This is a genomic window from Pseudomonas frederiksbergensis, from assembly GCF_003732705.1.
Lineage (GTDB): Bacteria > Pseudomonadota > Gammaproteobacteria > Pseudomonadales > Pseudomonadaceae > Aquipseudomonas > Aquipseudomonas frederiksbergensis_F.
The window spans coordinates 19,024-45,315 of record NZ_MOBR01000040.1 but is presented as its reverse complement, the minus strand read 5'-3'; the positions used below and the strand labels follow the sequence as shown (position 1 = coordinate 45,315).

The window sequence follows — 26,292 nt, the reverse complement described above, 5'->3', positions numbered from 1 at the left end:
CTTCAAGCTCTTCCCCTATTTTGTATCTGGAGTCTGTACATGGAAAACCTGGACGCGCTGGTCTCTCAAGCTCTAGAGGCTGTGCAAAGCGCTGAAGATATCAATGCCCTGGAGCAAATCCGGGTTCACTACCTTGGCAAAAAGGGCGAATTGACTCAGGTGATGAAGACCCTGGGGAATTTGCCGGCAGAAGAGCGTCCGCAAGTCGGCGCCCTGATCAACGTTGCCAAGGAGCGTGTCACAGAGGTTCTCAACGCGCGCAAGGCACTGTTTGAAGAGGCCGATCTGGCCGCCAAACTGTCCGCCGAGTCGATTGACGTGACCCTGCCTGGCCGCGGCCAGACCTCCGGTGGTCTGCACCCGGTTACTCGCACTCTGGAACGTATCGAACAGTTCTTCACCCACATTGGCTACGGCATCGCCGAAGGCCCTGAGGTCGAAGACGACTATCACAACTTCGAAGCGCTCAACATCCCAGGCCATCACCCGGCCCGGTCGATGCATGACACCTTCTATTTCAATGCCAACATGTTGCTGCGCACCCATACCTCGCCGGTACAGGTCCGCACCATGGAATCGAAGCAACCGCCGATCCGCATCGTCTGCCCGGGCCGTGTGTATCGTAGCGACTCCGATATCACCCACTCGCCGATGTTCCACCAGGTCGAAGGCCTGCTGGTTGATCGCGACATCAATTTCGCCGACCTCAAAGGCACCATCGAAGAGTTCCTGCGCGTGTTCTTCGAAAAAGAACTGGCCGTGCGTTTCCGTCCTTCGTACTTCCCGTTCACCGAGCCATCCGCCGAAGTCGACATGGAATGCGTGATGTGCAGCGGTAAAGGCTGCCGTGTCTGCAAGCAGACTGGCTGGCTGGAAGTCATGGGCTGCGGCATGGTTCACCCGAACGTGCTGCGTATGTCCGGGATCGACCCGGAAGAGTTCTCGGGCTTTGCCTTCGGCATGGGCGTTGAGCGTCTGGCCATGCTGCGTTACGGCGTGAACGACTTGCGTCTGTTCTTCGACAACGACTTGCGGTTCCTCGCGCAATTTCGCTAGTCGTAACGAATTCTTAGGAGAGCAGGATGAAATTCAGTGAACAATGGCTGCGTGGCTGGGTAAGCCCGCAGGTAAGTCGTGACGAGCTGGTTGCTCGTCTGTCGATGGCCGGTCTTGAGGTCGACAGCGTTACGCTGGCCGCCGGCGAATTCACCGGTGTGGTGGTGGGCGAGGTGCTGAGCACCGAACAGCACCCGGACGCCGACAAGTTGCGTGTTTGCCAGGTCAGCAATGGCTCGGAGACCTTCCAGGTTGTCTGCGGTGCACCAAACGTGCGCCCGGGCCTGAAGATTCCGTTCGCCATGATCGGCGCCGAACTGCCGGGCGACTTCAAAATCAAGAAAGCCAAGCTGCGTGGCGTTGAGTCCAACGGCATGCTGTGCTCGCAAGCCGAGCTGCAAGTGGGCGAAGGCAACGATGGCCTGATGGAATTGCCGGCCGATGCGCCGGTCGGTCAGGACATTCGTGAATACCTGAGCCTGGACGACGCCAGCATCGAAGTCGATCTGACCCCGAACCGCGGCGACTGCCTGTCCCTGGCCGGTCTGGCCCGTGAAGTCGGCGCGCTGTACAACGCCGAAGTCACCCGCCCGGTGGTTCCAGTTGTACCCGCCGTGCACGATGAAGTGCGTTCGATCGAAGTGTTGGCGCCGGCCGCTTGCCCGCGTTACCTGGGCCGTGTGATCCGTAACGTCGACTTGTCCAAGCCAACGCCGTTGTGGATGGTCGAGCGTCTTCGTCGTGGCGATGTGCGCAGCATCGACGCAGCCGTCGACATCACCAACTATGTGATGCTGGAATTGGGTCAACCGCTGCACGCGTTCGACCTCGCCGAAATCAATGGCGGCATCCGTGTGCGCATGGCTGAAGAAGGCGAGAAGCTGGTATTGCTCGACGGTCAGGAAGTCAGCCTGCGTAGCGATACGTTGGTAATTGCCGACCACACCCGCGCCCTGGCCATCGCCGGCGTAATGGGCGGCGAGCACAGCGGCGTCAACACCGCGACCACTCGTGATGTATTCCTCGAAAGCGCATTTTTCGATCAGATCGCCGTCGCTGGCAAGGCGCGTTCCTATGGCCTGCACACCGATGCTTCGCACCGCTACGAGCGTGGCGTGGACTGGCAACTGGCCCGTGAAGCCATGGAGCGTGCCACTGGTCTGCTGCTGGAAATCACCGGCGGCGAAGCCGGCCCGATCATCGAAACCGTCAGCGAGCAGCACCTGCCGAAAATCGCGCCAGTGACCCTGCGTGCGCAACGCATCACCCAGATGCTGGGCATGGAAATGGATCCTGTCGAAGTCGAGCGTCTGCTCAACGGCTTGGGCCTGACCGTTTCCGCCGATGGGGCAGGGCAGTGGCGCGTAGAAGTGCCAAGCCATCGCTTCGACATCAGCCTGGAAGTTGACCTGATCGAAGAACTGGCCCGCCTGTACGGTTACAACCGTCTGCCAGTCCGCTACCCGCAAGCTCGCCTGGCGCCACAAGCCAAGGCTGAAGCCCGTAGCGATCTGCCTGAACTGCGCCGTCTGCTGGTGGCCCGTGGTTATCAGGAAGCGATTACTTACAGCTTCATCGATCCGAAACAATTCGAACTGTTTAATCCGGGTGTTGAACCGCTGTTGCTGGCCAATCCGATTTCCAACGACATGGCTGCGATGCGTTCGTCCCTGTGGCCAGGTCTGGTCAAGGCGCTTCAGCACAACCTGAATCGTCAGCAGGATCGTGTCCGTCTGTTCGAAAGCGGCTTGCGTTTTGTCGGTCAGCTGGAAGGCTTGAAGCAAGAGCCGATGCTGGCCGGTGTTGTGTGCGGTAGCCGTCTGCCGGAAGGTTGGGCACAAGGTCGCGATGTCGTGGACTTCTTCGACGTCAAGGCTGATGTGGAAGCGGTACTAGGCTTTGCCGGTGCGCTGGATTCGTTCACGTTCGTTCCAGGCAAACACCCGGCGCTGCATCCAGGTCAGACCGCGCGCATCGAACGCGAAGGGCGTCTGGTGGGTTACGTCGGTGCGATTCACCCGGAACTGTCGAAAACCCTCGGTCTCGACCGTCCGGTCTTCGTTTTCGAGTTGGTTCTGGCGGAAGTGGCGTTGGGTAAAATGCCTAAATTCCAAGAGTTGTCGCGCTTTCCTGAAGTGCGTCGTGACCTTGCGCTGATCGCCGAAAAAGACGTCGCCGCCAGCGCCGTACTGGACGTAATCCGTGAAAATGCAGGGGAATGGCTGACGGACCTCAGGCTATTTGACGTGTATCAGGGTAAAGGCATTGATCCTGATAGAAAAAGCCTCGCAGTTGGCTTGACCTGGCAGCATCCATCGCGCACTCTTAATGACGATGAGGTGAATAACACGACGCAAAATATCCTCACCTCGCTCGAACAAAGGTTGAACGCCACGTTAAGGAAGTGACGTATGGGGGCTCTGACGAAAGCTGAGATGGCGGAACGTCTGTATGAAGAGCTGGGCTTGAATAAACGGGAGGCCAAGGAATTGGTCGAACTGTTTTTTGAAGAAATCAGGCACGCTCTTGAAGACAACGAACAAGTCAAATTGTCCGGTTTCGGCAATTTCGACCTTCGGGACAAACGCCAGCGGCCTGGCCGCAATCCGAAAACGGGTGAAGAAATCCCGATCACGGCTCGCCGTGTGGTCACCTTTCGTCCAGGGCAGAAGTTGAAGGCCCGAGTTGAGGCTTATGCTGGAACCAAGTCATAACGACGAGCTACCCGTCATCCCAGGCAAGCGCTACTTCACCATTGGTGAAGTCAGCGAGCTGTGTGCGGTAAAACCGCACGTGCTGCGCTATTGGGAGCAGGAGTTTCCTCAACTCAACCCCGTCAAACGCCGCGGAAACCGCCGGTATTATCAGCGACAAGACGTGCTGATGATCCGGCAGATCCGCGCGCTTCTTTACGATCAGGGGTTCACCATCGGCGGCGCACGCTTGCGTTTGTCCGGTGATGAAGCCAAAGACGACACCACTCAATACAAACAGATGATTCGGCAGATGATTGCCGAGTTGGAAGATGTATTGGTTGTGCTCAAGAAATAAATTCCTGCGTTTGAATACTTCCAGTTTTCAAAAGCTTGCGATATATTCTTGAGCGTTCCTCGAGATGAGGGACGAGTTTCACGCCTAGTCGGGGCGTAGCGCAGTCCGGTAGCGCACTAGCATGGGGTGCTAGGGGTCGAGTGTTCGAATCACTCCGTCCCGACCATATAAATCAAGGGGTTGCGAGATTTTATCTCGCGACCCCTTTTTATTTTTTGACGTTTTTACCCCTACAAAACGACTGGCTCTTGATGGAAATCTCACCGTTTCCGTCTGGCACGGAAGTCAATTATGGCGCTCTGTAGCATGATCTTCAGGGCGACGTAATCTCTCTTTCTTGGCACTTTGAATATAAGGGGCTCGTCTCTTACGAGCCATTGCAGGTTATCCATCAGCTTTAATCATCAGGCTGGAAGTCTTCCCGCGTAGCGGTAGTTCTGCTGAGTGATGCCGGGATCGAATAGCCATTGGCAGCCGCGCAGGTCGCAGAATGCCTCTGCTTTTTCTTGAGAGGGTGCGGATGCGCGTCAAAACTATCCACAAATGGCGTGCGTATATCTGTGGATAAGGATCTAGGCACTGTGGGATACGGGGCTTACGATGCTCTGCTCATTAATTGAACAGACTTTGTATGCCTCCGACGTCGGCGCGGCAAAAACCTCATCCACTAATGTGGTATGTGAGTCAAGCCCGGGAGAATAGACTCGAACAGCAAAGGTGAGGGCTCATACAACCTACAAGTTAAAGATGCTCACCACCGGGATAGAGATGTCGCATTGCGCTACTCGATTCCTAATGGAGGCGCGAAGGGCTTGAGCGTGGCCTCGCGTTGGACCGCTCATCGCACTGATGATGAGCCCAAGCTGTTGGCGCTACTGCGATTTTGAACCAGGTTGCCGGAATTCTTTGACCTACCCGAATACTCAAAAAGTGGTGGTATTGCGGAATATATCAAAGGCAGCAACTGGGTCAGTTAATATCAGCAACCTGGTTCAAAATCGCATCAGCGCCGACAGTCTGCGCAATTACACTGACTTGACCACCCATTTGCATGCGACCCAACCAACAATCTGCGCGGGATATGATTCGCCCCCTTAGCAAACATGACTTGCAGTGAACGGCCTGATCTGGTCGTTCGCCAGTCCCACCGAGCAATCATTCGAACGGCTGGTCCGCTCCGAAACTTGCCCGATAGAGGCAATGCCACTTCGCTAGCCTTAGCTTGGGCGAAAGTATTTCGGAAGTAATGCGGCGGCCACCCTCAAGTGTCTGTCGCCATTACACCTGTCTGCCGTTGCGCGCAGCGATCGCAACGGTGGTGGGCGAATCAGCAAGTGAAACGAAGTGTCGTGTCGCGCCATCAAGCGCATCGATGCACCCCGCCTCGATGTCGTAGACCCAGCCGTGCAGATTCATCTGCCCCTGCTCGAGCGCGAGGGCCACCGATGGATGGGTACGCAGATTCGCCAGTTGCGCGATCACGTTTTCGCGCACGAGGCCATCGAGCTTCGCGCGGGGTGTGTCGAACTCATGCGCCGCGTTAATTGCTTTCGCGGCGTCCGAGTGACGTAGCCAGTTAGCGACCGCCGGAAGATGATCCAGACACGTGCAGCGTGAAATCGCGCCCATCGCTCCGCAGTCCGAGTGGCCGCAGATCACGATGTCCTGTACGCCGAGCACCGCGACCGCATATTCGACGGTGGCCGAGACGCCGCCGGGTTCGGGACCATACGACGGCACAATGTTGCCGGCGTTGCGAATCACGAACAGCTCGCCCGGTTCGCGCTGTGTAAGGAGTTCGGGCACAACACGACTGTCCGAGCAGGTGACGAATAACGCCTTCGGATTTTGTGTAGTCGCGAGCTGCCTGAAAAGCTCGACGCGTTGCGGATAAACCTCGCGCTGAAAGCGCAGAAAGCCGTCAATAATGTCACGCATGGAGTCCTCCAAACCAGAATGCCGGATGCGGGCACAAGCACACTATATGCCATCGCGCCACTTCGTCGTCATTATTGCAGACGTCGCGCGCGTTGGCTGTACCCGATCAGCGATGGACTTCGAGCCACGACCAGCGCGGCGGATGACCGCCCCCCCATTGGTACTATTTATCTTTCGCTGACCTGAAAGGCGAGTGTGGGTCAAGAGCCGCATAATGCGACAGACGGAAAACGGACATTAGAGGACTTTATCTAACTGAATCTAGCGGGGGCATGGTTGGAATAATCTGATGCTCTGTCTGCCAGATCCTGAAAAGCATGCCGAACTGCTGGGAAATGGTAGCTGCAATAAAGAAAAACTGATCACTGGAACAAAATAGCTTGTGCTGAACAGTCACTCCGGCTCGGTCTTTGCCCAAGGGAGTGAGCGACTTGAGGCAAGGGCGCAAAGGGTAGAAATAAAAAAAGCCCGTCAAGGGGAGACGGGCTATAAAAAGTCATGAGGATCAACTAAAAGTTTATACCATCACTTGCATCTTGCCAGGGTGTTAGAAAAAAAGACGCCGGTCAGGGCTCCGCGAATAGATTTTCACCCCGTCTTGGCCCGCACAATCCTCCCCGCTTTCACCTCTGCCGCATAAGCCTTGAGTTTGTCTGCGTCGCTGTACAGCATCGACATCAGATTGAGGACGGCGGTGATATCCACTCCATCAATGCGCTCAGCCAGCATGCTCAGCTCACCAGAGACAAGCTCCAAATTATCAGCTATGTCCTTAAGGTCACGCTTCAGTCCCACCGCAGGCTTTCTTGGCCCCATGATTACCTCGTAAAAATTCCTACCACGCCACTTATTCGGGTATGGCGCGCACAATAGTTCCAGTCTTCACTTCTGCCGCATAGCCGCGTAGCTTGTCCTGCTCGGCTTTCAACATCTTGCAAATTTTCATAAAAAAGGCAGATTGGCCTTCATTGGACTTACTAGCCATGTCTGTCAGTTCAATCACCGACCAACTGATGATTGCAGCAGAGTCCTCAAGGCCATAAAACAGCTCCTGCTGGGCGGTTCTGGGTCCGTCGAGCCCTTTTATTAGATCAGCCATCTACTCCACCGTCCGGATCATCGCGACACTTTTTACCTTTTCCGCGTAACGCCTACGCTTTAGGGATAATTTCTTGAGCACCTGTGCTAAGAAAACTTAATTCTCATGTTTTAGTCTTGAACATCAGGTAACGAGTATTCTTCAGATGTTGCTTCGGAACTGGCACCGGGCTTTCCCTCCCTCGCAGTTAATGCCGGCGGTAACGCAACCAATCATTTACATTCCTGTCCCACGCAATATTGACGGTGGCTGGACCTAGTATTTCCCTGTCGGCACTTTTACGAGGAATGTAGTTCCGCTCTCAGTGTCGGAGTCTACGTCGATAGTCCCTGAGTGAGCAGCCACGATCTCGGAGGCGATATATAGGCCCAAGCCCAGTCCTGTACTAGGGCCTAGATCAAGTGAAGCATGTTGAGAGAACCGTCCCACGGGGTTGAAAATGAAGGGCAGAATATCCTTCGGGATCGGCTCCCCAAAATTGTGGACGACGAAAATGACGCTGCCGTCTTTTACTTCCAGTGAAACCTTAATAGGAAACTGCAAATCGCCATGCTGCACAGCATTGCTGAGTAGATTGGAAAATACTTGCTCCATGCGGGCGCCATCGAATTCACCGCGAGCCGATGCCTCCACTTTAAAGACGATTTCCGCGCTTGGATGAGCGGTTTGGATTTCTTCAACGATGCGTGTGCACAGTGGCGCGACGTCAATATTTCCCTTTTTGACGGGAATCCCAGGGCCCATTTGGCAGCGGGTTAGATCCAGCAAGTCGCCGACGATCTGACTGGCTCGTCTGACGCTGGTATATATTCCCAATGCAATTTTAGTCTTACGTGCCCCCATATCAACCGCGCGCCGCAACACATCGGCACCGAGCAAAATAGCGCCCAGTGGCGTGCGCAAATCATGGCCAAGGATGCCCAAAAAAACGTTGCGTGAAGCCTCTACCGCGCGTGAGTAGCTCGCAATCGATTCGGCGAGAGCCTGATCAATGGCTTCGTTGAAGCGAATCATATCGTCCACTTCCAGAACGGTCCCTGCCTTCATCTGACCCAACCATTGACTGAGGACGCTTGTCCTCAACGCACGATACTCAGAGACCATCTGATCCAGCGTGAAACCTGCCATTAAACGCGTGACCGCATGGGTCTCGGCAGCGGTTTCCAACTCCTCGATAGGAGCGTTACCCTGGGCCTTGGCAATTTGCTCCTGCGCAGACTGGTACGTGCATAGGTCTATCGCTATTGCACGAAGCATCTGTTCGGCGTGATCGCGCAGAGCCTTGGAGTCCAGAGCTTCGCCAGGGATCTCAATGGTTCTTGCGAAGTCTTCCCACGCTTGCAGAATCGGTTCGAGATTTTTGATGATGAAGTCAGACAGGCGCATGCCGTTGATCCTGGTATGAAGTCGTAATCGAGGTCGAAAACGGGAGCGAAACAACTTGATTGAATTAGAGCACCGATTAAGTCACTTGGCATGAATGGCCAGCATTGAGGCCTGTTCACTTTCAAGGTAAGTCACAACCCCCCCCCTGCATGAGCGCAAGCCCACTCAGGGGACTTTGCAGCATTGGACAACGTCTCTGCAGCCGGTGATTCTTGTCGGAGGTTGGTAAGTCGTATCAGCATGGACGAGGGGGCTTGGCAGGTGGGATTTCATCAAGCTTGTCCCAGGGACGTGACTGAAGAAGCGCTCTCGGACACTTGGGGTTGTGAGGGAAATCGCTTCCCCTATCCAGTTCCGACTGCGAGGCGCTGCATGACCTGCAAGTGACGACTTTCTGTGAAAGGCTCCAGTTATGGTGCCAAACGATGAGTCGTTCTGAAGGAGTCATGATGATCACAAGTTCAACAAGAGTTGTACAATATTAGATTTTTGTACAGCTTCCTGCGAGCGTTTTTCAGCGGCCTGAAATCCTTCTATACCCACCGGCGAAACGACGCTAAGCACAATCCAATTTTAGTGGTAACGGCATTATCGGGGGGGGGGCGATGCCACCCTCGCTATGGACGATTTACTCAAGCAGGATCTACTGCAAAAAATGGTTTTTATTACCCCAGTGGACTTGGGCTTTGTAGGCAGTGGGTAGCAGATATTGCCAGCAGTCGTCACTGGGATGGGAGGGGAATTGACTGGATGGCTGTTCCGGCGATACGTCGAAGCAAAGCATCTCCTGCTTTCACGTTGATCGCCTCTTCGCTCAGCTCAGATTTCTTGCATTTTGTGAGCGGTCGAGCCACGAGTTTATGTGTTCCGATGGTGACGCCGAAGTGGGCAATCTCACCGTTGAAAATATCGGCCGCAGGCTTTCCATCAATGGACAAACGAATCATGCAGCCCCCATCCAGCACTGAGTCGTGTATGACGACCAGTTGAGCATCAGATTTTTTTAAGTAGCCATACAGGCGAGATGCTGGAACCGGATCGCCGTCTTCCGCCAACTTCGACGTCGAGGTGCACGCGGAGAGTGAGGCAAACACCATAAGGAAAATGAATTTTTTCATCCTGTCCCCTTACTGATTTCCATCAATACCCTCAGGGCAAACCGAGGGTTAAAATTTTTAATCTTTTTTCGGCCGTTTTGTCAAAAAGCTCGGAAAGTACCTCTCCCTGGCCTGCTGTGATACCGCCTGCACAGACCAATCCCTGCACGAATCCGTAAGCCTGGGCGCCGCTCTTGATGGCCAAAATCATTGATCCAGCGCTTTCAATTTCAGCAAGTACTTTCTCAGCCTGCTCGCGGATGGCTTCGGGCAAATCATTGATGACTTCGTTCATGGTTCGCTCCACATACTTACCTTCTGAACCTCATCGGCGGAAAGGCATCGATGTCACGTGAACTACATGACCGGGACCGAGGAGCAGAGGTTCAAAATAGAGCCATAGGGCGCGATACATGGTCGTTGTCAGCTAAAAAACACGTTGGATCGCTGGATGCTGCGTTGCTGTATCCAGTGCACACCCCAGACATGTCACAGACAAGTTACCGCGCAAGTTCATCTGCTCGACGCTTGCGCCAAATTAGAGCTGCATCGAATTACTGGGCGGTCATGCGTTTATCTTCCAATGAGGATCGTTTGCCATCAACGCTGCTGCCCAGTCCGCAAAGACCCTCACCCTGGCTGATAAATGCCGCGAGTAGGGATAGACGAGACTGATGGGCATGCCGCCTAAGTTCCAGTCAGGTAGAACCGGTATCAACTGTCCCAACTGAAAGTACGGGTTTGCTTGCGCCAGAGGCACGGAAATGATGCCAAGTCCTGACAGCCCGGCTGTCATGTAAGCGTCCCCATGGTTAAAACGCATTGCCGGAAGTTGATCAATCGCGAACGTTCTACCCCCGTTCCGCAGCACTGGGGTCAGCTGTTTTCCCGAACCTGGAAATGTGAAACCAAGGTACCGGTGATGCACTAAATCCTCTGGCTTCAATATTGGGGGAGTATTCCTGAGGTACGTGGATGATGCACACAAGCAGAAGCGCATCTGTCCCACCGGCCGGCACACCAGTCCGTCATCCGTGATCGGCCCGCCTCGAAATGCACAATCAATGCCCTCCTGCACAAGATCGACCACGCGTTCACTACAGCCGATGTCCAGTTGAATATTCGGATGCAACTTCGAAAAGTCAGGTAGGGATGGAATGATGAGGCATGTCCCGACTGGAGAAGACATCTCCACTCGCACCCTCCCGCGCGCCTCGGTACGACTCTGCGAAATGGACACTTCCAGTTCGTCGATATCATCGAGTACGGCGCGGGCACGCGGATAGTATGCGGCACCATCTGTGGTAGGAGTTACCCTTCGAGTGGTCCTGTGCAACAGCTTTACCGACAACAGCGACTCAAGGCCCTGTATCTGGCCGGTTATGGTCGTTTTCGCCACGTTCAATGCGTGCGCCGCGCGCGTAAAATTTCCAGTTTCGACGATTCGGCAAAACGCACGCATCGCCTCCAATCGATCAAAAGCCATTATTATCCGAGTTCTCGCACAATGAAGTCGATTTACCCCAGTTTATCTCGTTAGTTTCAGCCAATACAGTTGCTTCAGAGCCGAAACCTTCGGTTGACTGGAGATAAAAGAAATGACTTCAAAACGCCTTAACTATTACGCCGCTGCTCCTCAGGCGATGAAGGCCATGATGGGGCTAGAAAAAGCCATTTCGGAATCGGTGCTTCCACTCTCATTACGAGAGTTGGTACGGATCCGGGCATCCCAAATCAACGGCTGCGCCTACTGCGTTGATATGCATACCACGGATGCCGCTAACCAAGGTGAAACATTACGTCGCCTGGCAGCTTTGAGTACCTGAAAGGAAACACCTTTTTTCAATCAGCAAGAACGCGCCGCCCTGTTATGGACCGAGACGCTGACGCTGGTCGCAACGACTCATGCGCCAGACGATATCTACGAAGAAGTCGCCGCCGCTTTCAACGACCAAGAGCTGGCGGAATTGACCTTTGTGATTGCCACGATCAACGCCTGGAATCGCTTTGGCGTTGGCTTCGCAATGCAGCCGGAGTAAACATCATGAACTTGCTCGTCAAAGTAATCGGTGCAACGTTCGTAGGCATGCTCAGTACAGTTGCCCTGGCTCATGGCGGTGGCGCGGGAGATGAAATCGTTACTCCGATCGCTCAAGCTGCGTTGCCTCCACAGGCTTTTGCGAAGGCCACTGCCGTTCGTGTCGATTTCGCGCCTGGTGCCACATCCACTCCCCATCGACATCCAGGGCATGTATTTGTCGTTGTGCTGAGCGGTGAAATTGAGTCGGCGCTCGACGGCCAGCCACCGCAGCTCTACAAAGCCGGACAAGCATGGTATGAAGAGCCAGGTCAGTTGCATCGGGGTAACGCGCAATCCAAGCACCTCCCAGCCCGCCTCCCTCGTCGCCTGGTTGCTTTCCAATGATAAGGAGACACTGGTGCAACCCACCGAATCAAAGCCATAAACCTTGACGCCAATGGCGGGGATTACGTCCCACATCCTCGACGAAACCCCGTCCGTGCCGCTTGCGCGACGGAGAAACAGACTAGAATTTTTATCGGGCTGGTACCAACGAAATGCCCAGGTACGGCAGGATGAAAGGTAGGTAGGCCGGAAAACGTGGTGAATTGGAAATGCGAAATCTGGACTTGAATTTGCTACGGGTGTTCGACGCAATCATTCGGGAAAAAAATGTCCTGCGGGCGAGTGAAGTCGTCAGTCTCAGCCCGTCTGCGGTCAGTCATGCACTTTCACGACTCCGGGCGCTGCTCAACGATGAGTTGTTTGTGCGCACGACGAACGGGATGGAGCCAACCGTTCGGGCACTCGAAATGGCACCGCTGGTGCGAGATGCCTTGGTAGCGATCGAGCGTGCGGTCGGTCCCAGAGAGTTTGATGCAAGTCATACCGATCGCCAGTTCTGTATTGCCGCGACCGATCATATGACAGCGGTGATACTGCCGAACTTTTTACGGACGATTTCAACCATCGCGCCTTACGCGAATTTCACAGTATTGCCCGCCAGCCGAATCGACCTGACCGCGCAGATTGACGTAGGTCGTGTGGACATTGCCCTTGGGTCGTTCTCTGGCATTCCTCACCGGCTGCGCGAACAAGTGCTGTTCAAGGAGCACGACATGATGGTGATTGCCAAAAATCACCCACTCGCCGACAGCAAGATAGGATTAGACGCTCTTTCAAACCTCCCGCTTTTGGTCATCTCCACAGGCAGCTCGGAAGATGGCGAATTCTCCGAACGCGGTTTGACGCGGCGCACTGAAATGTTTGACCGGGACGCTCTGACAGCCGCGTTTGCTTCGATCGGAAAATACCCCGACATCAAGGTGGTGCAACCGCATTTCCTTGCCGTCCCAAGCCTGCTGTCCGGCACCGAAATGGCCGCGATCGTTCCAAGCACTCTGGCGAATCTGTTCCACCAATCAGGCGTAGCGTGCGCTTCGCAACTGCCTTGGCAAGCCCCACCACGTGCCGTGCAAATGGTCTGGCATGAACGACATACTCACGACCCAGGGCATAGTTGGCTGCGCAGCATGCTATCCAATGCGGCACCGTCTGCGGAGATTGTAGAACCGTAACCTACGCCGACAGTCATTGTAAACTGAATGCACGGTGTGCATTTTCATGTGATGAAAATTGCACTTCAGTGACGGCAAATCTGCAACGTAGGGTAGTCAGGACCTTAATACGTTAAATGACTGGACGTGAATCATGCCTGATGCCCAAACCGAGTCGATACTTGAGCTGACTGAAGTCGAGCAGATCATGGTAAGTCGATTTGCCAATCGCTTTTACCTGAATCGTGAAGTCGAGCTTGAAGTGATCACAGCCATCCTCCATGCCGCGCGTCATGCCGGCACAGGAGCGAATGTGCAACCGTGGAAGGTCTATGTCACCACAGGGGCTGCCAAAGCCACGTTGACAGGCGCCATCATCGCCGCGCACAAACAGCCGGCTCAACCCTCTTCTGAATACAGCTACTTTCCGGACCCATTGCCGGAGCCATACGCTTCCCGTCGCCGGGAGTTCGGTTCGATCTTCTACGGTTCATTGGGCATCGCTCATGATGACCTTTCTTCACGGGCGACTCAGACCGAACGCAACTGCCGTTTCTTCGATGCACCGGTCGGGTTGGTTTTCACCATTGATCGGCGGCTTGAAAAAGGCAGTTGGCTGGATCTGGGCATGTTCATTCAGAACATAATGCTCGCCGCCAAATCGCGAGGACTGGACACCTGCACGCAAGAGTTCCTTGCTCGTTACCACACCGTTTTTCGTAGCTGCTTGCCGCTGGCTTCTGAAGAGTTGGTGGTCTGCGGCATGGCGATGGGGTTTGGTGATCCGCAATGGGCCCGGCGGCGTCCGCAAATGCCAAAGGCTTCAATCGAAGCGTTTGCTTCGCTTCACGGCTTCTAAACGTTTGTGAAGCCCGACCAACACCTGTATTGGCGTATTGGAGAGATCGCACTCATGCCACTGACCGAACGTTTCAAAGTAAGCATTCCCGACAGCCAACTGACCCGGGAAGTGACTGAACTCATTCGCGACACCGAAAGTGATTTACTGTTTTCACACTCCACACGCGTCTACTTTTGGGGGGCGATGACAGGTAAACGAAAGGACCTGATTTTTGACCCTGAACTGCTCTATACCGCGGCGATGTTCCATGATGTCGGCCTGACGTCGAAGTACAACAACAGCCAGCTCCGCTTTGAGGTAGACGGCGCCAACGCAGCACGTGACTTTCTGCGCGGTCATGGAATTTGCGCCACGGATGTGGAAAAGGTCTGGAACGCAATCGCGCTCCATACCACTCCGGGCATCCCGGAACACATGCATTCTGAGATCGCCCTTCTACAGGCGGGTGCAGGAATGGACGTCGCGGGACGTGGCTTTGAAGAATTTACCGACGACCAACGAGATGAGGTGATTTCGGCCTATCCGCGGGAAGCCCGATTCGCTCACAAGATGATCGACGAATTTTACCTTGGAATGAACCATCGTCCCCAAAGTACCTTCGGCACTTTCAACGATGACTTCCTTGCCTATAAGGACCCTAAATTCAAGCGCACAGATCTGTGCAGCATCATCCTCTGTTCACATTGGGAACATCGATAAGCAAACTGCTTCGCCCCGCTGTTTTAAAAAAAGGTGTATAGAGGCGCGTAATAATCCATACGCGCCTCCTACTATACAAACTCTGTCTTCCGCAGTTCATCCCAAAGTTCTGGCAGGAATATTTCCTGGACAAGAATGCGATTTTTTTGCCGACGGAATATTGGTCGTCTGGCCCAAAGCGGTTCAGCGTCCTGTTGACCTGCCTGCCCGTTTTCCATATACCGGCACACCTCAATCTCGCTTCTCTGATAAGGGGCGTTGCCAAATAATACAGTTTCAAGGGGAACTTCCCCTAATCCGAATAAAGGCGAATCACCAGCCTCACGATCAAGAGAAGTAATGATAGACCGTGCAAAAACCCAAGGACGCCCCAGCCCAGCCAGATACACCTCGCGTGTCCAGCCGATGGCGCCTGTTTCCAGTTCCAGTAGCTTGCACTCCGCTGGCTGGGGCGGCCCGGCCTCGTTCCGCAACGGAATGACTTGAAATTCGTTACCGGACAAAAGTTTCAAGCGGCGGGTCAGCGATCCTCGGTCCAATAGCCAATTTCTGGTGGTTGGATTCATCAATGAATGACAATCGCTACCCATATGCCAGCGCGCCCCAGGTTGCAAGAAACGATCACGCACCTGCAACTCAGCCATTTGCCTGAACGTCATAGGAAATTCGGCCCGCAGGTAGAAAAAAGAAAGCAATCAATGCTCCGTTCTTCACTTCAGGATAGTGATGGCTTCCAGGTGCAGGGGCGGTCCAGCCGGCGCCTTGCCAACCAAGAGGTCCGGCCAAGACTGCGTCCTCGTCGAGCGGGATCACCATGTTGAGTTCTCCGTAGGGATGACAGTGATAATCCCCTCGAAATGTGTGCTGCGGGTTATCCAGTTCGTGACCTTTGCTGTCCATATAGACGGCGGTGATGCTGAAGTAAAAGGTTTCCGCAGACGGTTCACATAAACGGCTGCGACGATAATGCGACCCACTGATTTCAGTGTTAGCCACCCATCCCTGCGCGACACCTTCTCTCACCAGTTCAGCGATTCTTTGGTAAGTTTCAGTGTCAGGCCCGTAATGGTCATTAAGCCAGGGTTCTATGTTTGCGCCAGCAGTCTTGTCTTTGATTTCAGATAGAAACTCAACACACCGCCTAATCAGTTCATCACGCTGTTTCATTACAATTATTCTCTCATGGGACAGTTTGGGCAATCTCCCATACATTTGTCATCACCAAAAGAGAACTTCCTGCACGATCAAAATGCACAGTGTTCAGTCGATGCTGTACACAACTCCACGTTCACCAAACAGAGTGAAGGATTACTTCACCAAGTCGCGTTAGCGCACCAGTTTTAGTTCTTTTCAGTGCCCCCATCCGCAGTATTGAATTCAACTGCGAAACATTTGAAATTAACATGGCCCACCTCATGGCCCGCCATATGGCACGACGCTCAAGCCAATTCGATTTCCCTACATTCGTTGAAATGTGTAGCTGGTTAAAACCCCTGCGCTCAGAGCAGAACAGGTGATGCCGCTTACGCTGATGTGATGGTCCCCAAGTGACGTTTCGAGTGAGTTTAGCTCTATCATGAGCTAGCGTTCATGCATGCGCTTTTCTGATAACTCGCTGGATACTGCCCTTATGAGAGACTTGCCGCCCACCGCGACCTTGCGCGCATTTGAAGTTGCCACCCGGCACTTGACCTTCACTTCAGCCGCACAGGAGCTGCATGTTACTCAAAGCGCGGTCAGTCACCAGCTCAAGCATCTCGAGGTGCTTTGGGGGCTGCAGTTATTTGAACGTGGCAAGGCGTTACGCCTCACGGCAGCGGGAGCTGCGCTGGCGCCCATCGTGCGTGAATTTTTCATCAGCTTGGAGGCGACTTTGAGTGATCTCCGCGAGCAAAACGGCAGGGTTCGACTCAGCGTCAGCACCACCTATTCCTTCGCGCTCAAATGGCTGCTGCCACGCTTGCCGCGTCTCTCTCGTCAGCACCCCGCGCTGTTGGTCTCGCTGGACACCACGGATAAAATCATCCACTTCTCTCACGGCCAGGCTGATGTTGCGATCAGGCTCGGCAAGGGCAATTACCCAGGTCTGCATTCGGAGTTCCTGTTTGGGGAGCAGGTATTTCCTGTGGCCAGTCCCGAACTGTTGCGACGCGTTGGAGCACCGCAGAGCCCCGCAGACTTGTTGCACTTCCCGCTGCTGACGCGGGATGGCGCCGAGTTGGTGCCAAAGTGGGAGGTGTGGTTTCAAGCTGTCGGGCTGGCCTATTTGCCGCTTAAGGAGAGCGTCAGATTTGCCGATACCAACATGACGGTCGAGGCGGCCTTGCTTGGCCAGGGCGTTGCATTGGTGCGCAGCGGGCATGTCGAGAACGAAATCAGCGATGGCCGTTTGGTGCGGCTGTTTGATGTGCCGCTTCCATCGCCATTGGCTTACTACTTCGTCTGCCCCAAGGGCATTGAATCGCAACCGCACATCGCCAACTTTCGCCAATGGTTGGTCAGCGAGGCACTGAAAGTCCAACGACCGGATGAGTGAGTTATGAGAATACGTTCATGCTTCGATGAGGAGACTTCGCTTTAGTCCCTGCGCCGGATTGCCTAAAGTGGCGCATGCCTATTCATCTCATCTTCCTCGTGCTTTTCGCCGCGCTCCTGCATGCCAGCTGGAACGCTCTGCTGCGCAGCGGCGCCGATCGGCTGTGGTCCATGACGGTGATGTGCATTGCCATCGCCATCACCAGTGTCGTTGCCGCAACGTTCATGGTGTCCCCCGCGATTGAAAGCTGGGCCTACGCGGTGCTTTCGGGGTTCCTGCATGTGGGCTACAACCTGTTTCTGGTGCGCAGTTACCGCGTCGGCGACCTGGGGCAGATCTATCCGATTTCACGTGGATTGTCGCCGGTGCTGATCACTTTGGGGGCCGCCGTGTTTGCCGGAGAAAGCATCACGCCTGGCGTGTTACTCGGTATTGCGCTGGTGTCAGGCGGGATTATTTCGCTGGCTTTCAGAGGGCGCATTCTGTCGGTTCCCAGCCTGCCCTATGCGCTGGGAACGGGCTGCTTTATCGCGGCCTACAGCGTGGTCGACGGCATCGGCGCCAGGCTCTCCGGTGCGTCGCTTGCCTACACGGTGTGGATGTGCGCCCTGTGGGGTGTGCTGATGCCGGTGGTTTACATCGGCCTACGTGACACCCGCAGCTTGTTTTCCGTCCGGCCTGGAACCGTGACCGCTTTGGTCGGCGGGCTGGTCTCTTTGCTTGCGTATGGAATGGTCATCTACGCCATGAACGAAGCGCCCCTGGGCGCGGTATCGGCATTGCGCGAAACCAGCGTGCTGTTTGCGGCATTGATCGGCTATGTGTTTCTCGGCGAGACGCTCACCGCCCGCCGGATACTGGCGTGCGCAGTGATCGCCAGCGGCACACTCATCATCGGCTGATATAGCCAACGGCTCAGGAGCTATGTTTCATGGTCAACGTCTCGCAGGCATCGCTGATTCTAATCACTGGTGGAAGTCGAGGAGTGGGGGCAGCAACCGCCCGGCTTGCCGCCGCAAGAGGTTATGACGTCGCTATCAGCTACGTTGCCAACGAGTCCGCAGCGCTGGCCGTGGCCGCGGATATAGAAGCATTCGGGCGCAAAGCGTTGGCGATGCGCGCGGACAGTGCGGACCCCCAACAAGTCTCCGATTTGTTCGCGGCCATCGACCGCACCTTCGGACGCATCGACATACTGGTCAATAACGCCGGGATGCTGGCGCCTCAATCACGCCTGGAGGACCTCGGCTTCGAGCGGATGCAGCGCATCTTTGCGGTCAATGCCATTGGGCCAATACTCTGTGCCCAACAGGCCGTGAAGCGCATGGCTTACCGCCACAACGGCCCGGGCGGCGTGGTGATCAATGTCTCATCGGCCTCGGCGCGCCTTGGCAGCCCCAATGAGTACGTCGACTATGCGGCGTCGAAAGGCGCCTTGGAGACGTTCACCATTGGCTTTGCAAAGGAGGTGGCTCGCGAAGGCATACGCGTTAACTGCATTCGCCCCGGACATATCTATACCGAAATGCATGCCAGTGGCGGTGAGCCGGGGCGGGTCGATCGTGTCAAGGACTCGATCCCCATGGGGCGGGGTGGTCAGCCGGAGGAGGTCGCACGCGCGATTCTATGGCTGGCGAGCGCGGAGGCATCATTCGTTACCGGTACATTCCTCGACGTAACGGGCGGTAAATGAGTCAAAGGCTCGGATCATTGGCTACCTGCGCCCGGCTTCAGGTAACAGCGTGCTGCCTCACCTTGCGACTCAAACCCGGTGTCTTGCCCGTAATGCGCTTGAATGCACGACTGAAAGCGGCCTGGGAGGTATAGCCCAGACGTTGCGCCACCTCTTCAATCGGCAGCCTCTCCAGCGTCAGCCACTGGCTTGCCAGCCGCATTCGCAGTTCGGTGACATAGCGCAGCGGGGTCATGCCAATCGTCACCTGGAAGCGCTCCGCGAACACCGAACGCGAGGTATTGCAGTGCTCGGCCAGTTGCGCAACGGTCCACTCGCGGCCCGGTTGTTGATGGAGCGCAAGCAGTGCACCGGCCAAGCGTGGATCGCGCAAGGCGGCGACCAGCCCAGAGGCATTGCCGCAGGCGCACTCCACCCAGCCGCGAACGACCATGGCAGCCACTACGTCGGCCAACCGCGCAAGGATACCGGCGAAGCCGACACGGGCGGCGCTGACCTCGCGTTCCATGGTGGTCAGGATAGGCACCAGTCCGGGGTAACGCTGGCCGCCGGCATCAATCAGCATCAGACCCGGCATCAGCCGACCAAGACCATGGATGCTGCCCAGTTCAAACTCCATACAACCACTGAACAAAATAGTGCTCGGCGTGGGGCTGGCATCGGTTCCGGTATCCACCGCGCTGACGGTGTCACCGAGGGGCGCGCCGCCGAGATGGTCGATGTCTTGAACCGGCACGCCCGAATGGGAAAACAGTTGATGGGCCGCGCCATGGGAGATGAACACGGCGTTGCCGGCAGACAGCGCGTAGGTGCTGTCGTCCTCCATTCGCAGTACCGCATTGCCGACGGCCATGAAGTGGAACCAGGCATGACCAGGTTTTTCCGCGAAGCCCAATCCAAAGGTTGGACCCGCCTGGATACGCCGGTATTCGACGCCACGCAGGCGCATGCCGCGCAACAGCTCGTTGATGAGATCCGAGGAGAGAGCAAACTGATCTGCAAGCATCATTCAGGTGTTTTAGTCAAAAAGTAGAGATTTTCGATCATAGATCATCCAGCTTCCCGCGCCTAGACTTCGGCTCGCAATGAAGATTGGGAGATCCGTGCAATGACTGACTGTGTATGTAATGCCGTATCCGACCGCCATCCCGGCGTCGGCGCGGACGTAGAGCCTGCGACGCCCGCGTGGATGGCCGTCTTCTCGTTGGCAATGGGTGTGTTCGGATTACTGACCGCTGAGTACCTTCCGGCCAGTTTGTTAACGCTGATGGCTTCCGACCTGGGAGTGTCCGAAGCGTTGGCTGGCCAGGCGGTAACGGTGACCGCAGTGGTGGCGCTGTTCGCTGGCTTGTTGGTGCCAGGCCTGACCCGCGGCATCGACCGACGTTGGGTCTTGCTGGGTTTTTCCACGTTGATGGTCGCCTCCAATCTGTTGGTCGCCGTATCCTCCAGCTTCGCGGTGTTGCTGTTGATGCGCATCTTGCTGGGCATTGCCCTTGGCGGGTTCTGGAGCATGGCGGCGGCGGTAGCGATGCGCTTGGTGCCGAGTGCTCTGTTGCCCCGGGCGCTGTCGATCATTTTCAGCGGCATCGCCATCGGCACGGTAGTGGCGGTGCCGCTGGGCAGCTATCTGGGCGGGCTGTATGGCTGGCGCAGCGCGTTCTTTGCCGCGGCGGCGGTAGGCATGGTGACCCTGGCTTTCCAGTCGTTCACTCTGCCGCGCCTTGCGCCGCGCCGGCCGGCACGTCTGCGTACCGTGCTCGAGGTGTTGCAGCGTCCGGGCATCGCCATGGGGATGTTCGGTTGTGTGCTGGTGCACAGTGGCCACTTTGCGATGTTCACCTATGTTCGGCCATTCCTTGAAAGTACTACCGGCATCGGCCCGCAAGGGCTGTCACTGATGTTGCTGGGGTTCGGTGTGGCGAACTTCGCCGGCACGCTGTTGGCCGGGAAGCTGCTGGAGCGCCACCCGCTGGCCACTCTGGTGTTGATGCCCGCGCTGGTCGGCGTTGCAGCACTGGCGTTGGTGCTGTTGCCGGCCTCGTTGCCGGGGCAGGCGGTACTGCTGGCGATCTGGGGCTTGGCCTTTGGTGGTGTACCGGTGGCGTGGTCGAACTGGGTTGCCAGTGCGGTACCTGATCAGGCGGAAAGCGCCGGAGGCATGGTGGTGGCATCTGTGCAGTCAGCCATCGCAACGGGCGCCGCCGCTGGCGGTGCAGTGTTCAGCCTCGGTGGCAGCGCAGGCGTATTCGTCGCGGCGGCCGTGCTGATGCTGCTGGCCGCTTTGCTGATTGCGCTGCGTGTTCGCGTCCCTTCTGCCCAAGGCGTTCGCCAGCCCAAACCCGCGTTGCACCTTTGATCCGGTTTGCCAAACCGCTTCGATCCGTCCGTAACCAGGAGATACCCCATGAACAATACGACGTCTCACCAAGGACGCCTCAAATCGTTGCGCGCAGCAGGTATCGGCAATGCGCTTGAATGGTTTGACTGGACTCTGTACGCAACCTTTTCGGTGTACCTGGCAAGCAACCTGTTCGACAAGACCGATGAGCGTTCGGCGATGCTCGCGACCCTTGCTGTGTTTGCGGTTGGCTTTGTCGCACGCCCTGTCGGCGGATGGTTGTTTGGCCGACTGAGCGATCGGCTGGGGCGCCGGACCATCATGGTGCTCACCATGCTGCTACTTGCGATCAGCAGCCTGGGGATCGCGCTTATCCCTGATTACCAGAGCATTGGCCTGTATGCCTCGGTCGCGCTGCTGTTTTTCCGGCTTATGCAGGGGCTTGCCCATGGTGGCGAGACAGGGGTTTCCTACACCTATGTCGCCGAGATAGCCCCAAGCAAGCACCGTGGCTTATGGTCGAGTTCGGTCTATGTGGGGGTGACGCTGGGAGTGATGGCAGCGACGGCTGTGGCGGCAGCGCTGACCTGGCTGCTGGGCGCGCAGGCCATGGGTGACTACGGCTGGAGGATCGGTTTCGCCATTGGTGGAGTGCTCGGTATTTACGCGCTGTTTTTGCGCCGCGGTGCGCAGGAATCTCATGTGTTCGTAGAACAGCAGGGGCAAGCGCGGCCGCCGCGCAAGCTGTCCACGGGGGAGATGCTACGAGTGGCGCGTAACATCGTCATGCTTGCAGCGGCCGCCAATGTCACTTACTACGCCTGGGTCACGTTCGGCGCTTCGACGGCGATTGCCCAGGGTATGGACGCCACGGGTGCCTATGTGGCCAGTCTCCTGGCACAGATCCTGTGTGTGTGCTGGTTGCCGGTCTGCGGGATGTTGTCCGATCGGGTAGGGCGCCGGCCCATGGTCATCGCCTGGGGCCTGGGTGTGATCGTGCTGGCCTATCCCATCTCGATAATGGTGACCACTGAGCCCTACACGCTGTTCCTAGCCCAGGTGCTGGGGCTAGGCGCCTGGTCGTTGATCGCGGCGATTTTCCCTGCCGTGCTGTGTGAGCAGGTACCCACCCAGGCACGGGCCCAGGGCGTCGGCTTGGTCTCGTCGGTTTCGGTGGCGATTTTTGGCGGCACCGCCCCCTATCTACACAACTATCTTAGCGGCGCTGACCTTGGCTATTTGTACGTCAGCTATGTGATCGGGTTGGGCGTAGTCACTGTCCTGGCAGGGTTTCTTATCGACGAAACGGCGGGCATCGACCTTGCGCACATCGAGGCGCCTGGCGCTCGAGTCAGCGTAAATACATTGGCTGGTCGATCCGCAGAATCAGCCGATCAAAGGAGTACGATTCAATGAATTCCTCAGACCTCAAAAACGCCGCTGCACGAGGTGAACGACCGGGCGCCAACGTGACCGTCAGCCAGACTTCGGGGCCCCGTCAGGCCGCACGCGAGACCTGGGTGGAAGTCCCTTCCGAGTCGGGCCCGGCGGCCGCCTGGTGCTACTCGGATCGCCGCGCCTATAGCCCGGGTGATTCGGTTTGCCTGTATCTGTCGTCGAACCGGCCACAAGTGAGACTCCGGATCTATCGTGATGGCGCCATCGCCCGCACGCTGCATACCACCGACAGCCTTGACGCTCTATTTCACCCCATACCCGAACGTGCTTATGAGCATGGCTGCCAATGGCCAGTTTTCATGCAATGGTCAATCCCAGCGGATGCCGAGCAGGGTGGCTATATCGTGGAAGTACGCGATGGTGCTGACAGCGTACTCGGGCATCATCTGTTCATCGTCAAGGCGCTGCGCAAGCGTGCCGATGCCTTGGTGCTCATTGCGGCCACATCGACTTGGGCCGCTTATAACGACTGGGGCGGTGCCAATCATTACTTTGGCCTCCACCCCGGCACGCCGCGTGGCCGCTCACCGTTGCTGTCGGCGCAGCGCCCCTGGGCGCGAGGGCAGGTCTGGCTGCCGGAGGACGCACCACGTTGCGTCAACGCGACCCGGCCCCGCAAGCCAGGGCCGGCGCGCTATGAGTTCATCGAATGGGCCTCCCTTAACGGCTACGCCAAGTACTACGCGCTGGCGGGGTGGGCTTCCTACGAGAGACCTTTTGTGGTCTGGGCCGAACAGCAAGGTTATAGGGTGCATATCGTGACCCAGGACGATTTGCATCACGACCCGCACGCGCTTGAGGGCTACGGCTGCGCCGTCTTCGCCGGGCACGACGAGTACTGGACGCGGGAAATGCGCGACCATGTCGACGCCTTTGTCGAGGGCGGCGGCAAGGTCGCGCGCTTCGCCGGCAATTTCATGTGGCAGATCCGCTTGGAAGATGAAGGCCGGAGGCAGGTGGCCTACAAGTACGACGCTGGTGCGCTCGATCCTGTGGCGGCTACCGAGCCTCATCGGCTAACAGGGGCCTGGGAAGATCCGAGGGTAAATCACCCCGGGGCAAGGACGTTCGGGGTGAATGCTTTGCGCGGGATATACGGCAGCTTTGGGGGGATGGCACCGCGCAGCCCGCGCGGGTACACAGTCTTCAGGCCGAAGCACTGGGCGTTTATGGGGACGGGCCTGGGTTACGCGGACATGTTCGGAGACGAAGCCAACATCTTCGGCTATGAGGTGGATGGCCTGGAATACACGTTCGTCGACGGCCTCCCAGAACCGCTCGGCACAGACGGCGCGCCCGGTGGACTGCAAATCCTAGCAATGGGCTGGGCGACCAATGCCGAGCATGGCCGGTCCGAAGAGGCCTATTCATTCATGCTCGGCGATGGCGATGCCCGGTTTCGTGCTTCCATCCTGGCGCCCGACCTTAGCGACGCCAGCATCCATTTGCATAGCCGCGGGACCGGCATGGTGGTGCACTTCCACAAAGGTCAAGGTGAGGTCTTTACCGCCGCCACGTGCGAATGGGTACATGGGCTCATGCAAGCAGACATTTACACCGTGATGATCACAAAAAATGTGCTTGACCGTTTTTTGCGCAATACGCAGGAGGTTCGCTGATCTCGTTAAAAAGGAAGTTATGGCTTTGGCATAACGTCAAGTTGGCGCTTTGTTTCAAAGGTGCGTAGATCATTGAAAATGGCTCTGGCGGAGAACGCACCCCAGGCGTTCAAGCTGAGCGCTGGACGCCTGGGTACCGGGGGTCAGAACGTACTCCGGCCCCCAGAAACTTACCAGTCTGCACCTCCTGAGCAAAACCACTGATTGCGGTATGAAGCATGGACCGGAAGTCATAACCCAGGGCCTGCCGTTGCCCGAATGGCGCTTGCGTCGACGCCGTAACACCCTCATTCAGGCATGGGCGTTCAGCATCCTCTGTTTGAACGATGTGGGGTTAAACAGGCGAGGTTTACCACTGGCCTCACCCTCAGCAATGCGGTACGGATGGCATCAACCTCCGTAGTGCGCTCCTGATTGCGACGAATTAAATCACGAACGAACTCACTGTCATTGGCGTAATGACCTGCCTCGATCTGTGCCTTCATCCAGCTATCCTGCTGGTCGGTGACGGTGATCGCTTTCCGCACAGTAGTCATGGGACATACCCTAGAAACACGTAATGGGGGAATGCAGAGGTAGAGCGTCAATGATATTTGGATTATTCAGTCGGCAGGTGCGATGACACCTCCATGGCATCGTGGAGGAGTTTTACGACCTCGATCACGTCGTCATTTGCCACACGATAGAACACGATATGGCGTGGGCTTTTGACCATTCCATGAGGGTGTTTGGCCTGCTGGCGTGAGTAGACGTGGTGATAGCTGCGAAGGTCTGGTACAAGCTCATCGCGGTCGTGGCAGCCAGTGCGATAAGGCGTGCCGGCAATGGATTGCAGCGTCGAGAGGATCAGCGCCTGGGCTTGATCGCCGAACTGCGTCCGATAGAATCTGAGAATGTCGACAATGTCAGCGCGCGCCGCGTTGGTAATCCGATACTGCGGCATACTCCGTATTTCTCACTCGCATGGAGGGTGGCCTCCAGGCCCAAGCCCTCAAGGTAGTGCTTCAGATCTCCTTCGTTCAGCTGCATGAAGCGTCCGTGCCGCCGATCGACGTGGCCTGACGCAGGGCCTCAATTTTGGCGTTGTGTTCAGCGATGCGCTGTTCCAATCATTTTCCCTGCGAGCACATGGTTTGAGGTTTGGATCTGACGGCTGTGCCGTACGGGGGCATCCTTTGCTCCATGCGCACAAAGTGAAAAAAAGGCTGTCACAGTAGGACGTCATAGACATTAATGTGGACTCGGGGCTTCAGTTTGGCCCAGCCTTGTTGGACCGGCAGTCTTCCCGATCGTTTGCGGCGCAGCGCGGACATTGTCGCCGGTGTCTGTCGTACCCTGGCATTCAGCCCTCAAGGTCCACTCAATTACGGCCGCCTTTAAGACGGGTTGGTTTTGGTACAGGCGCTCAAGGACATCAACTAGTGAATATTCAGTGGGCATTGTTTCGACCCCAATGAAGGAGTCGAAAGCGTAGCAGCGGGGAGGGAGGCCCCCCTGAGACACGCGTGAGTTATGCGCACGAACCGGCTTGGAGTGGGTGGCAGCAATCGGCCCAGAGTGTGTAAAAACGCTTTCTTGAACCCTTGCTATGATTTCTGAGGATTTCATCGCAGGGATCACCCATGAAGCGCTTTATCCAAGGTGAATATCGAGGCCAACGCACCTTACTTCCCGAGAGCCAAGCGATACCAATCCGGTGCGCGTAGTCGACGTCTTTGTCTTTGTCGACGAACTCGACCTGGTCAAGTAGTCATAGGCAACCGCGCCACCAAGGAAGTTCCCAGTTAGCGTAGCCAATGAGCCAATGAGGTACTCAGCAGCTAAGTCTATACAATGCCGACAAACGACAGAATAACGAGGGCGATCACGACCGCCCCGACG

Annotated in this window: 25 protein-coding genes, 1 tRNA gene and 4 pseudogenes; 17 read left to right on the top strand and 13 right to left on the bottom strand. The window is 56.4% G+C overall.

Going from position 1 to position 26,292, the window contains the following annotated elements; all coding sequences use genetic code 11:
* Positions 1-39 precede the first annotated feature (39 nt).
* From pheS to BK667_RS25375, 5 genes are all read left to right on the top strand, one after another.
* Entirely contained in the window at positions 40-1,056 is a 1,017-nt protein-coding gene (gene pheS / locus BK667_RS25395) for a phenylalanine--tRNA ligase subunit alpha (RefSeq protein ID WP_007905876.1), read from the top strand.
* A 26-nt stretch (positions 1,057-1,082) separates the two neighbouring features.
* On the top strand, positions 1,083-3,464 hold the full coding sequence (gene pheT, locus BK667_RS25390; RefSeq protein ID WP_123512628.1) for a phenylalanine--tRNA ligase subunit beta: 2,382 nt from the start codon (positions 1,083-1,085) through the stop codon (positions 3,462-3,464).
* A 3-nt stretch (positions 3,465-3,467) separates the two neighbouring features.
* Positions 3,468-3,770 carry an integration host factor subunit alpha gene (gene ihfA / locus BK667_RS25385; RefSeq protein ID WP_002553164.1) on the top strand — a complete coding sequence of 101 codons (303 nt, stop codon included), beginning with the start codon at positions 3,468-3,470 and terminating at the stop codon, positions 3,768-3,770.
* Positions 3,751-4,107: a MerR family transcriptional regulator gene (locus BK667_RS25380; RefSeq protein WP_003179985.1), complete on the top strand. Its 357-nt coding sequence runs from the start codon at positions 3,751-3,753 to the stop codon at positions 4,105-4,107. The genes ihfA and BK667_RS25380 overlap by 20 nt, the downstream gene beginning before the upstream one ends.
* Before the next feature lie 89 nt (positions 4,108-4,196).
* Positions 4,197-4,273 (top strand) — tRNA-Pro (locus tag BK667_RS25375).
* A gap of 1,112 nt (positions 4,274-5,385) precedes the next feature.
* Here the strand turns inward: BK667_RS25375 and BK667_RS25365 are convergent.
* The 7 genes from BK667_RS25365 to BK667_RS25335 all read right to left on the bottom strand — a co-directional run bounded on the left by BK667_RS25365 (position 5,386) and on the right by BK667_RS25335 (position 11,113).
* On the bottom strand, positions 5,386-6,045 hold the full coding sequence (locus BK667_RS25365) for a carbonic anhydrase (protein ID WP_123599259.1): 660 nt from the start codon (positions 6,043-6,045) through the stop codon (positions 5,386-5,388).
* 588 nt (positions 6,046-6,633) lie between these two features.
* Entirely contained in the window at positions 6,634-6,861 is a 228-nt protein-coding gene (locus BK667_RS25360; protein ID WP_123599258.1) for a hypothetical protein, read from the bottom strand.
* A 31-nt stretch (positions 6,862-6,892) separates the two neighbouring features.
* A complete protein-coding gene (locus tag BK667_RS25355; protein ID WP_123599257.1) occupies positions 6,893-7,144 on the bottom strand; it encodes a hypothetical protein in 252 nt (83 codons plus the stop codon).
* Positions 7,145-7,399: 255 nt separating this feature from the next.
* Complete coding sequence (locus tag BK667_RS25350; RefSeq protein ID WP_123599256.1) at positions 7,400-8,530, bottom strand: sensor histidine kinase; 1,131 nt, start codon at positions 8,528-8,530, stop codon at positions 7,400-7,402.
* Positions 8,531-9,252: 722 nt separating this feature from the next.
* On the bottom strand, positions 9,253-9,648 hold the full coding sequence (locus BK667_RS25345) for a hypothetical protein (RefSeq protein WP_123599255.1): 396 nt from the start codon (positions 9,646-9,648) through the stop codon (positions 9,253-9,255).
* Between the two features lie 31 nt (positions 9,649-9,679).
* Entirely contained in the window at positions 9,680-9,922 is a 243-nt protein-coding gene (locus tag BK667_RS25340) for a hypothetical protein (protein ID WP_123599254.1), read from the bottom strand.
* Positions 9,923-10,192: 270 nt separating this feature from the next.
* The gene (locus tag BK667_RS25335) at positions 10,193-11,113 is read right to left on the bottom strand and encodes a LysR family transcriptional regulator (protein ID WP_185058277.1); all 921 of its coding nucleotides are present in this window, start codon (positions 11,111-11,113) and stop codon (positions 10,193-10,195) included.
* Between the two features lie 112 nt (positions 11,114-11,225).
* Here BK667_RS25335 and BK667_RS25330 point away from each other — a divergent pair.
* The 5 genes and pseudogenes from BK667_RS25330 to BK667_RS25310 all read left to right on the top strand — a co-directional run bounded on the left by BK667_RS25330 (position 11,226) and on the right by BK667_RS25310 (position 14,764).
* Positions 11,226-11,666, top strand: a pseudogene (locus tag BK667_RS25330) (carboxymuconolactone decarboxylase family protein).
* A 5-nt stretch (positions 11,667-11,671) separates the two neighbouring features.
* Complete coding sequence (locus BK667_RS25325; RefSeq protein ID WP_311198938.1) at positions 11,672-12,052, top strand: cupin domain-containing protein; 381 nt, start codon at positions 11,672-11,674, stop codon at positions 12,050-12,052.
* Between the two features lie 209 nt (positions 12,053-12,261).
* Entirely contained in the window at positions 12,262-13,224 is a 963-nt protein-coding gene (locus tag BK667_RS25320; protein ID WP_123599253.1) for a LysR family transcriptional regulator, read from the top strand.
* Positions 13,225-13,357: 133 nt separating this feature from the next.
* Positions 13,358-14,062: a nitroreductase gene (locus tag BK667_RS25315; protein WP_123599252.1), complete on the top strand. Its 705-nt coding sequence runs from the start codon at positions 13,358-13,360 to the stop codon at positions 14,060-14,062.
* A gap of 54 nt (positions 14,063-14,116) precedes the next feature.
* On the top strand, positions 14,117-14,764 hold the full coding sequence (locus tag BK667_RS25310) for an HD domain-containing protein (RefSeq protein ID WP_123599251.1): 648 nt from the start codon (positions 14,117-14,119) through the stop codon (positions 14,762-14,764).
* A gap of 71 nt (positions 14,765-14,835) precedes the next feature.
* Here BK667_RS25310 and BK667_RS25305 read toward each other — a convergent pair whose 3' ends face one another.
* Both BK667_RS25305 and BK667_RS25300 read right to left on the bottom strand, forming a co-directional pair.
* Entirely contained in the window at positions 14,836-15,459 is a 624-nt protein-coding gene (locus BK667_RS25305) for a chorismate--pyruvate lyase family protein (RefSeq protein WP_148060163.1), read from the bottom strand.
* Positions 15,401-15,931, bottom strand: coding sequence for a 4-hydroxylaminobenzoate lyase (locus tag BK667_RS25300; protein ID WP_123599477.1), 531 nt, complete (start codon positions 15,929-15,931; stop codon positions 15,401-15,403). Before BK667_RS25300 ends, BK667_RS25305 begins: the two co-directional genes overlap by 59 nt.
* 463 nt (positions 15,932-16,394) lie before the next feature.
* On the opposite strand from BK667_RS25300, the gene gcvA reads away from it, so the two are divergent.
* The 3 genes from gcvA (at position 16,395) to BK667_RS25285 (ending at position 18,993) form a co-directional block, all read left to right on the top strand.
* Positions 16,395-17,300: a transcriptional regulator GcvA gene (gene gcvA / locus BK667_RS25295; RefSeq protein ID WP_123599249.1), complete on the top strand. Its 906-nt coding sequence runs from the start codon at positions 16,395-16,397 to the stop codon at positions 17,298-17,300.
* A 74-nt stretch (positions 17,301-17,374) separates the two neighbouring features.
* Positions 17,375-18,202 (top strand): EamA family transporter, encoded by an 828-nt coding sequence (locus BK667_RS25290; RefSeq protein WP_123599248.1) that lies wholly within the window; start codon positions 17,375-17,377, stop codon positions 18,200-18,202.
* 29 nt (positions 18,203-18,231) lie between these two features.
* Positions 18,232-18,993, top strand: a complete 762-nt coding sequence (locus tag BK667_RS25285) for an SDR family oxidoreductase (RefSeq protein WP_123599247.1) — start codon at positions 18,232-18,234, stop codon at positions 18,991-18,993.
* Positions 18,994-19,030: 37 nt separating this feature from the next.
* On the opposite strand, the gene BK667_RS25280 is transcribed toward BK667_RS25285, so the two are convergent.
* Positions 19,031-19,999 (bottom strand): helix-turn-helix transcriptional regulator, encoded by a 969-nt coding sequence (locus BK667_RS25280; protein ID WP_123599476.1) that lies wholly within the window; start codon positions 19,997-19,999, stop codon positions 19,031-19,033.
* A 102-nt stretch (positions 20,000-20,101) separates the two neighbouring features.
* On the opposite strand from BK667_RS25280, the gene BK667_RS25275 reads away from it, so the two are divergent.
* Genes BK667_RS25275 through BK667_RS25265 form a run of 3 tightly spaced genes read left to right on the top strand, consistent with a single transcriptional unit; the run spans position 20,102 to position 24,411 of the window.
* A complete protein-coding gene (locus tag BK667_RS25275; RefSeq protein ID WP_123599246.1) occupies positions 20,102-21,352 on the top strand; it encodes an MFS transporter in 1,251 nt (416 codons plus the stop codon).
* Between the two features lie 48 nt (positions 21,353-21,400).
* Positions 21,401-22,750, top strand: coding sequence for an MFS transporter (locus tag BK667_RS25270; protein WP_123599245.1), 1,350 nt, complete (start codon positions 21,401-21,403; stop codon positions 22,748-22,750).
* The gene (locus BK667_RS25265) at positions 22,747-24,411 is read left to right on the top strand and encodes a N,N-dimethylformamidase beta subunit family domain-containing protein (protein WP_123599244.1); all 1,665 of its coding nucleotides are present in this window, start codon (positions 22,747-22,749) and stop codon (positions 24,409-24,411) included. Before BK667_RS25270 ends, BK667_RS25265 begins: the two co-directional genes overlap by 4 nt.
* A 291-nt stretch (positions 24,412-24,702) precedes the next feature.
* On the opposite strand, the pseudogene BK667_RS25260 reads toward BK667_RS25265, so the two are convergent.
* The 3 genes and pseudogenes from BK667_RS25260 to BK667_RS33720 all read right to left on the bottom strand — a co-directional run.
* Positions 24,703-24,947: pseudogene (locus BK667_RS25260) on the bottom strand (type II toxin-antitoxin system ParD family antitoxin).
* Between the two features lie 62 nt (positions 24,948-25,009).
* The gene (locus BK667_RS25255; protein ID WP_123599243.1) at positions 25,010-25,354 is read right to left on the bottom strand and encodes a type II toxin-antitoxin system RelE/ParE family toxin; all 345 of its coding nucleotides are present in this window, start codon (positions 25,352-25,354) and stop codon (positions 25,010-25,012) included.
* Positions 25,355-25,377: 23 nt separating this feature from the next.
* A pseudogene (locus BK667_RS33720) lies at positions 25,378-25,520 on the bottom strand (type II toxin-antitoxin system ParD family antitoxin); the annotation flags it as partial.
* A gap of 513 nt (positions 25,521-26,033) precedes the next feature.
* On the opposite strand from BK667_RS33720, the pseudogene BK667_RS33710 reads away from it, so the two are divergent.
* Positions 26,034-26,152, top strand: a pseudogene (locus tag BK667_RS33710) (hypothetical protein); the annotation flags it as partial.
* Positions 26,153-26,292: the final 140 nt, after the last annotated feature.